Genomic DNA, 8,206 nt, shown 5'->3' with positions numbered 1-8,206 from the left:
CCGACCCGAACCCGTCTCGTTCTCAGCAGAGCCCATAGGGTCTGATGTCATCACTCACAGTGCCCATCCCGCCGGACGCTGAGGTCCGGCGTGTCGGGCCGGAACCACCGTTCGTTGCACAGGCCCTGGCGAAGGACCCGGCCGACCTACCCGGCGGCTTCGACATGGTCCGGACCGTCCCCGACGACGAGGTCGACGACCTCAAGCCCCGGACGAAGAAGGACGTCGCGGACTTCTACCCGGGCGTGACTCACTCGCTACGACGCTCCGTGGAGTGGTTCTGGCTGGCCACTGCCGCCCGCAAGGTGCGAGGCGGCGGCAACGAGCACTCGACGATGCTGATCCACACCACTACCGAGACCGCCGTGCACGAGCGGTTCAAGGATCCGCTGCTGGAGCTGAAGAATCGGACGCTCACCGGCCTGACCACAAAGGACCCCGAGCTACTCGACCGGCTGCGGACGACGTGGGCCAAGGAGACGGCGCGGGTGCCCGCAGCCGACTTCGGCGAGACCACCGTCCCGTTCGAGGACCTCCTTGCCGAGCTGCCCGATGTCGTCGAAGCCACGAAGGTCGTGATCGACAACTACCGCAGCACCGACCGGCTCGACTACGAGTCGGGTCCCGTCACCGCCATCGCCGTCGGCGGCAACACGCTGAGCCGCGGCCTCACCCTCGAAGGCCTCGTCTCCAGCCTGTTCGTCCGCGCCGTGTCCGCCTACGACACCCTGCTGCAGATGGGCCGCTGGTTCGGCTACCGCAATCATTACGCGGATCTGCCCCGCATCTGGATGACGGACGAGCTCATGGACTGGTTCAGCCACCTGGCCACGGTCGAAGCCGAGATGCGGCTGGACATCAACCGGTACATGAACCCGGGCGTGACGCCGCGGAACTTCGCCGTGCGCCTGAGGACGCACCCGAAGATGAGCATCACCGCCAAAGCCAAGATGACCAGCGCCGTCCGCGCCGTCGCGGCCTACGGCGGCCAGCTGGTGGAGTCGCGGTTCTTCGACGTCTCCGATAACGGTCTCTCCTGGTTGGAGGCGAACGTCGCCGCGGCCCGGACCCTGGTGTGCCGCGCCGCGCGCGACGGGTCGGCGAGGACTGCCCGGAACGAGACGGCGCTGTTCACCGAGGTCCCGCACGAGCACGTGCTGGAGTTCCTCGCGTCGTACTCGTTTCACGAGCGCTCGTCGGACGGCGACTCCGGGCGCATCGCCGAGTACATCCGCAAGCGGGTCCGCGCAGGCTCTCTCGGCCGCTGGAGCGTCGGCGTCATCGGCAACTCGCAGCCCAGGGCGGACACGAAGCGGTGCGACCTGGGTTCCGGGGTCGAGGTCCGGATGGTCCGACGGGCGCGGCTGTCCTACGACGAGGACAGTGACTTCGACGGCGTCGCGGACATCAAGACCCTGTCCGGTAGCCGCGACGAGGCGATCGACCTCGACATCGCGAGCAGCCAGCCCAAGCGTTCCGAGCTCGATGCGAGGCGACGGGAGCAGCGACCGAACGAGGGTCTCCTGCTGATGTACCCGATCGATCCGTGGTCCGAGCCCACCGCCAAGAAGGGTCGCGTTCCGCTCGCCGCACCGACCGACGACGTCGTGATGGGCGTGGCGCTGGTGTTCCCGCGCCCCGAGGACAAGGACTCCGACGTCGAGTACATGAGCGCGGACCTGTCGAAGGTCCTCGTCGAGGAGGAGGACCTCTCGATCCTCGACCAGGACGACGAGTGACCGTCGACGGCAGCCGGCTCGAGGATCTCTGGTCTGCGGCCGCGGCGAGGCCCGTGGTCAGCCTGTTCCGGACCGCATCCACCGGTACAGACACGAAGTACGGCCCGGTCCTGGTCGGCGTCCGGAACACCGGGGCCCGACACCTGCTCGTCCCCATCGACGGGAAGCACACGCTGCAGGAGGACGTCGACGGGCGCGCGGTCACACTGCGCCGGCAGGTACTGGAGGACGAGACCAGCTACCGGGTCTACGCCTCGCTGGCGCTGGTCGACGACAGACTTCGTGACCTGTTCACCGCGCTCTGCGCCGAGGTGGTCGAGCGGGTCGCCGCTGCCCCGGAGAGGGCCGTCGCCGCACTGCGGCGGACTCTCGCCGACTGGCGGGCGTTGCTCTCCGGCTCCAGACACACGCTCGGCCCCGAAGAGCTGGCCGGCCTGTTCGGCGAGCTCACCGTCGTACGGGCGATGGTCGACCGCGACCCGGGGGCGGTCGCCTTCTGGACCGGCCCGCTGAATAGCAGGCAGGACTTCCACCGCGGCACGACCGCCCTCGAGGTTAAGAGCACGACCTCACCGGAGTCCCGGACCGCCCGGATCCACGGCCTCGGCCAGCTCGACGGAGGTGACGGCCGGCTCCTGCTGACCTGGTTCCGGCTTCGTACCGACCGCGGACGGTCCGTGCCCGAACTAGTCGACGAGATCCTCGACATCACCGACGACGAGGCCACCTTCCTCGGCGCCCTGCTGCAGGCCGGCTACACCCGGTCGGAGCGTGAGGTGTACTCGCGGCGGATATTCGAGGTCGTCGAGCAGCGGACCTTCGAGATCGGACCAGGTTTCCCACGCATCGTCGCTGCAGGCCTGACCGGAGACGCGGAGTTGGCAGGCCTCGACCATGTCGACTACGACGTGGACCTCGACAGCGCACCGGCCGTCGCAGCGCGCACCGACTCCGATCCCGTCGACACTCTCCTGAAGCAGACGTGATCACGCCGCGCTGGTGGTCCCAGCCTTTTCCACCGACGGGCGCGATCGCATCCGAGGGCATTCGCAACCAGCTCGGTCGCCCGCCCGTCGACCCGCTGACGGTGTTCGTGCGGGAGACGGCGCAGAACTCGTGGGACGCGCGGCTCGGTGGCAGACCCACGTCGTTCCGACTGGAGCTCACCACGGTGGCCCCGACGCATCGGCCGAACTGGGAAGGGTTGCTCACCCCGCCTGCGAACCGGGAACCCAATCTCGGCATCGGCAGGCTCGTCCGGACTCCGAACGTACGACTGCTGTCCGTCGTGGACCGCGGTACGAAGGGCCTCGGTGGGCCGACCAGGGCCGACGAAGTCGCCGCCGACCGTCGCGACTGGGTCTCGTTCGTGCTCAACGTCGACGAGAAGCGCGACACCCACCAGGGCGGCGGCACCTACGGCTACGGGAAGGCCGTCCTATACAGGATGTCCAAAGTAGGCACGATCCTCGTCTACACGCGGACCGACGTCCCCGGCGTCGGGTTGGAGTCCCGGTTGATCGGCATCGCAATGCGGGAGTCGTTCGACGGCCGCGAGACCCCCACCGACGACACCCGCCCGTTCACCGGGCGGCACTGGTGGGGAGATGTCCAGGAGGGTCACGTCGAGCCGCTCCGCGGTGCCGAGGCCGACACCGTCGCCCGCAGCCTGGGCCTGTTCCACTTCGCCGACAACGAGACCGGCACCACCCTCGTCGTCCTCGATCCGAACCTCGACGACTTCGAGGACGTCGGCGACGGGGCCCGGCACCTCGCGAACACCCTCGCATGGCAGCTGTGGCCGATCATGCTGCCCGAACGCGGGGACAACCGGCTCGTCGCCGAGGTCCGGGCGAGCGGTACGACGTTCCCGGTTCCCGACCCCGCGGAGACCTACCCGTTGGACATGTTCGTCGAGGCCTACCGCGCGCAACGGGACGGAAAGGGCGAGGTGCTGGAGTGCAAGAGCCCGAAGCGGAAACTCGGTACCTTCGCGGTGAAGGAAGATTTCGTCCTGCCCATGGCCGCTGACTCCGCCGGCCTCGCGGCCGCATACGCGGGGGTTCCGGGCGACCCGCACCACATCTGTCTGATGCGCTCCCCTGAGCTCGTCGTCCGGTACCTCGAGCAGACGGAGACGGGTTCGGTGAACCGCGCTTACGCGGGAGTCTTCCGCGCGGCCGACGATCTGGACGATGTGTTCGCCGCCAGCGAGCCCCCGACGCACGACGACTGGGTGAGCCAGCAACTGGCCGGTCAGGACAAGACGTTCGTGAACGTCACATTCAGGCGGATCAAGGAGCAACTTGCCCGGTTCAAGGGCTCCGCAGCTGCCCCAGTTCGGACCGAGACCGGGGTAGCGCTCGGCGCCGCGAGCAACTTCCTCGGGGGCATCGTCGCCGCGGCCTTCGCCCGGCCCGACGCCCACTCGCCCGGGGGTGGCGACGGACGCGGGGCCGGCGGCGGAGGCGGCGGGCGTCCGTCGCCGACGCCCCGGGACAGGGTGCGGATCACCGAGCTGACCGAACCGGCCGTCGACGAGCGAGAGGGGAAGGTCGTCCTCGCCCAGCGGTTCTCGGTGACCGGGCCAGGACCGGTCCTCCTCCAGGTCCGGCTCTCCGTCGGTCTCGGCGAACGCGGACGCGAGGACGACGCTCCCGTGGGCGCGGCACGTCCCGAGGTTCTGTTCTGGTCGACAGAAGCGGGGCTGCGCAGGACTGAGACCTGTGTTGTCGCGAGCCCGTCGGAGGTCGAGCTCGTCGTGCTGCCGGTGCCGGACACCATCACCGCCCTCGTCGTCACCGGCACCCGCGCCGAGGGGGGCGCCTCCTCGTGAGCCGCGCGTACCCCTACCGACGCCCACCCGGCGACGTCGTCACCATCGGCCCGTGGCTGCGTCTCACCGGCGACTCGGTCGACGAGCTACCGCTCGATCTGCCCGACTGGGACTACGGGACGGTGCTCCACCTGAAGCGACCCATGCGCGTGGACGGGCTGCGTGCCCGCGAAGCCTGCGGGCTCTCGGCCGGTTCCGCGGTCACCCTCACCGTCGTGTGGGCGGCCGCGAACTCGTCGCTGCGCGGGCAGGCCTGGCAGGGTCCTGTGCCCGCTGTCGACGGGGCAGAGCTGGAGATCGACTTCGAGCTGCCCGGCGACGAGCTCGGTGGGAGGCTCGACCTCGAGACGAGCCTGATCCTGCAAGCCGCCGACGCGGGATCGTCCGCGACCGCACCGAGCCGTCCCGGCAGTGTCCTCTGGCGGGAGGTGCACTCGGTGATGCTCCAGGGGGACGCGGTCCTGTTCCCATTGGCCGTCGTCGACTTCGAGCAGGTGAGGTACCCGTCCGGTGCAGCGTGGCACCTCGAACTCAGCGAGGATCTCGACTCGCAGGCCCTCGGGTCGATCCTGCTCCTCGCCAACAAGCGACGACCCGTCGTGACCTCCGCGCTGGAGAACGCCGCGGATCCGACGGAAGCGGACCGGCTGGTGCTCTCGACCGTGCAGAGCGAGGTCGTCCGGTCCCTCGTGGAACGCGCCGTCGTCGACGACGAGTTCGACCCCGCGAACGATTACGCCGCCGGCACCGTAGGCGCGCTGCTCACGTCCGTGCTGGTTGCGACCTTTCCCGAGCGGGACCTCGACGCACTGCGCCGCGAACGCAAGCACGAACCCATCCTGTTCACGACCCGGATTCAGAACGCCACGGGTCTGCTGGCGAGCACATGAGCATCCTGTATCCGCGACTGCTCGACTCCACCGCCACCGAACTCTTCGACCGCTACCAGCAGCTCACAGTGGAGGAGCTGACCACCGAGCACACCTTCGCCCACCCGTCGGCCGTGTTCGCCGCGACGGGCGGACACCGCGTCCGCCGCGAGCAGCTCGAGAGCCTGCGTGGCCGGGTCCTCGAGGTCGCCGTGGACGCCGGTTTCCCCGGCGGCGGACGTCGCCGCTCCCACAGCAACTTCGACCTCGACATCGCCCGCCTGCTCCACGAGCGGATGGGGCTGGTCGCCGCCGAGGCGTCCGTCCGACCGATCTGGGCATTCCTGGCTCTCGTCGTGCTGCCCGACGTGTCGTTCTGGCGTTACCGCGAGCCCACCGGCGACCGCTTCCTCGCCACAGACATCACCCGACACGTCTGGGGTCGGCTGTGGTGGCGCGCCCACCTCACGGCTGTGCTGAGCGAGACCGACCCCTACCGCCTCATCGGAACATTCGGCGAAGCCGACTTCGACCAGATCTTCGCTCGACGGGCCGGCCTCGGTGGGAGCCGAGCCCTCATCCGTGCTCTCTCGGACGTCTGGCCGAGCGTCGACAAGGGCGGCTTCGCCGACCGGCGAGTGCTGCGCGACGTCCTCAAGCGTCTCCTACGGACGGCTCCGGTCATCGAGTTCGACGCCCTCGGCTACGCCGACCTCTGCGAGCAGATCCGACGTGAGGCGGCCGGCTCCGTCGCCGCGATCCGTGAGGCGGACCTGCACGCTCAGTGACCCCGAACGGCCATCTCGACGACGTCCACCGCTGCCACCGGATCGTCGTGCTCCCAGAACCGCAGGACCGTCCAACCGAGCTCGCGGAGATGTGTGTCGGTCGTCCGGTCGCGCTGCTGGTTCTTCTCCAACTTCGCGATCCACCATTCCCGGTTCGCGCGCGGGATGCTGGTGTGGTCCGGACAAGAGTGCCAGAAGCAGCCGTCGACGAACACTGCCACCATCGCACCCGCGAAGATCATGTCGGCACGACGACGCGGCATCCCCGGGATCGCCTTGTCGACCCGGTAGCGAAGACCCCGCCGATGTGCCTCCCTACGGACCAACATCTCGGGCGCGGTGTCACGGCGCCGGGCCCTTCTCATGCGCGCGGCGACCGCGGCGCTGGAAGCCACGGGACGGTCGTTCGACACCCTGTCCTCCCTGGTTCTGACGATGTCCCGAGTGCTACCACAAGTCCGTTCGAGGACACTCCGACGGGCATGCGGAGGGTTGTCGGTGCGGCCGGCTAGGTTACACTCGTGACAGCCTTGCGTCTCGTCGACCTCTTTGCGGCTTGTGGTGGCCTGACCAGGGGTTTCCTCGATGCGAACCGCGATCTCGACACCACCTTCACCTTTGAGGTCGTGGCGTCGGTCGAGCTAGACCGAGCCGCAGCTGCGACTTACGCCGCGAACTACGGCCGCGAGCACCTTTTCCACGGACGGATCGAGGACTGGCCCACGTCGTCGATCCCAGCGGCAGACATCGTCGTCGGCGGGCCTCCATGCCAGGGCTTCTCGAACCTCGGTCGGCGGGACCCACTGGACTACCGGAACCGCCTGTGGCGCGAGTATGTCCGGGTCGTCGAGACCGTGCAGCCCTCCTACTTCGTCATCGAGAACGTCGCAGCCTTCTTCAAGTCCCCGCAGTGGGCCCTCCTGCAGCTCGCAACCGGCCCCGACGGTCCGCTCCGGAACTACGAGTTGCAGCCCTACATCCTCAACGCAGCCGAGTTCGGCGTTCCTCAGCTGCGTAAGCGAGCCGTCGTACTGGGCAGACACACGAGCCGTGACCCCCTGCCCGAGCCCAGGGGCAGGTTCGCGGCGCAACCCGAGAGCTTCGCCACCGTCAGGCAGGCATTGGCCGGCCTCCCGGCTTCGGTCGATCCGGGCCACATCGACCTGCCCGACGAGATCTTCGACTTCGACGGCCGCTCCGTCCCCGGAGCATTCAAGACGGCTCAGCTCCATGTAACCCGCCACTTCCAACCGCTGTCCCTTGAACGGTTCGCCGCCATCCCCGAGGGGGGAAACCGCACGGACCTGCCTTGGGAACTGCAAACCTCGGGCTGGCGCAAGCACAAGACCGGCTCGTTGGATGTCATGGGCCGCCTGCACTGGGGTAAGCCCTCCGTCACGATCCGAACCGAGTTCGTGAAGCCCGAGAAAGGACGCTATCTCCACCCGAGCGAAAACCGCCCGCTCACCCTCGCCGAAGGTGCAATCCTACAGACCTTCCCACTTGACTATCAATGGTGTGGAGCCAAGGTATCCATCGCCCGCCAAATCGGGAACGCCGTTGGTTGCGTCCAGGGACGTGGTGTACGACGTCGTCGCTGATCAACGGCGTGGCGTCGGGATATGAGACGGCCACCGCGTGATCCTTCGAGTGCTTAGAGTTCTCGAGGGAGGAGACTCGATGGCCGCGTCAGACAGTGTGAACGATGTGGCGGGCTGGGTGAACGACCGGCTCGCTGATGCAAGCCCGGATCTGCTCCGGGCGATGATCAAACAGTTCGCCGAGACGCTCATGGCGGCCGAGGCCGACGCGATGTGCGGCGCCGGCTATCGGGAACGCAGCGCCGAGCGGGTCAACTCCCGCAACGGCTACCGGGCCCGGGACTGGGACACCCGCGCCGGCAGCGTGGAGCTGGCGATCCCCAAACTCCGCACCGGTTCCTACTTTCCCGACTGGCTGCTCGAGCGCCGGCGC

8 protein-coding genes are annotated in these 8,206 nt (G+C 68.5%); 7 read left to right on the top strand and 1 reads right to left on the bottom strand.

What is annotated here, in order from left to right:
• The first annotated feature begins 59 nt into the window (after positions 1 to 59).
• From FVA95_RS26620 to FVA95_RS26600, 5 genes are all read left to right on the top strand, one after another.
• Entirely contained in the window at positions 60 to 1,739 is a 1,680-nt protein-coding gene (locus FVA95_RS26620; protein WP_161992472.1) for a Z1 domain-containing protein, read from the top strand.
• A 53-nt stretch (positions 1,740 to 1,792) separates the two neighbouring features.
• Positions 1,793 to 2,725: a PD-(D/E)XK motif protein gene (locus tag FVA95_RS26615; RefSeq protein ID WP_161992471.1), complete on the top strand. Its 933-nt coding sequence runs from the start codon at positions 1,793 to 1,795 to the stop codon at positions 2,723 to 2,725.
• Positions 2,726 to 3,027: 302 nt separating this feature from the next.
• The gene (locus FVA95_RS26610; protein WP_161992470.1) at positions 3,028 to 4,575 is read left to right on the top strand and encodes a hypothetical protein; all 1,548 of its coding nucleotides are present in this window, start codon (positions 3,028 to 3,030) and stop codon (positions 4,573 to 4,575) included.
• A complete protein-coding gene (locus tag FVA95_RS26605) occupies positions 4,572 to 5,465 on the top strand; it encodes a hypothetical protein (protein ID WP_149666572.1) in 894 nt (297 codons plus the stop codon). Before FVA95_RS26610 ends, FVA95_RS26605 begins: the two co-directional genes overlap by 4 nt.
• Positions 5,462 to 6,232: a DUF6339 family protein gene (locus tag FVA95_RS26600; RefSeq protein WP_149666571.1), complete on the top strand. Its 771-nt coding sequence runs from the start codon at positions 5,462 to 5,464 to the stop codon at positions 6,230 to 6,232. The genes FVA95_RS26605 and FVA95_RS26600 overlap by 4 nt, the downstream gene beginning before the upstream one ends.
• On the opposite strand, the gene FVA95_RS26595 is transcribed toward FVA95_RS26600, so the two are convergent.
• Entirely contained in the window at positions 6,226 to 6,597 is a 372-nt protein-coding gene (locus FVA95_RS26595; protein ID WP_075329814.1) for a very short patch repair endonuclease, read from the bottom strand. The genes FVA95_RS26600 and FVA95_RS26595 overlap by 7 nt on opposite strands.
• A 156-nt stretch (positions 6,598 to 6,753) precedes the next feature.
• Between FVA95_RS26595 and FVA95_RS26590 the strand changes: the two genes are divergently transcribed.
• Together FVA95_RS26590 and FVA95_RS26585 are read left to right on the top strand one after the other, a co-directional pair.
• Positions 6,754 to 7,833: a DNA cytosine methyltransferase gene (locus FVA95_RS26590; RefSeq protein ID WP_149666570.1), complete on the top strand. Its 1,080-nt coding sequence runs from the start codon at positions 6,754 to 6,756 to the stop codon at positions 7,831 to 7,833.
• 79 nt (positions 7,834 to 7,912) lie between these two features.
• The coding region (locus FVA95_RS26585) for a transposase (RefSeq protein WP_193564365.1) at positions 7,913 to 8,206 on the top strand (294 nt) is incomplete at its 3' end.

The organism is Pseudonocardia sp. EV170527-09, from assembly GCF_008369905.1.
In the GTDB taxonomy this organism is placed as follows: domain Bacteria; phylum Actinomycetota; class Actinomycetes; order Mycobacteriales; family Pseudonocardiaceae; genus Pseudonocardia.
The sequence above is the reverse complement of the archived record's forward strand: the minus strand, read 5'-3'. Positions and strand labels throughout refer to the sequence as shown.

What these genes read in the sequence shown, in the direction of transcription:
- FVA95_RS26600 (WP_149666571.1), top strand. Translation starts at nt 5,462, where the DNA reads ATGAGCATCCTGTATCCGCGACTGCTCGACTCCACCGCCACCGAACTC.
- FVA95_RS26595 (WP_075329814.1), bottom strand. Translation starts at nt 6,597, where the DNA reads ATGAGAAGGGCCCGGCGCCGTGACACCGCGCCCGAGATGTTGGTCCGT.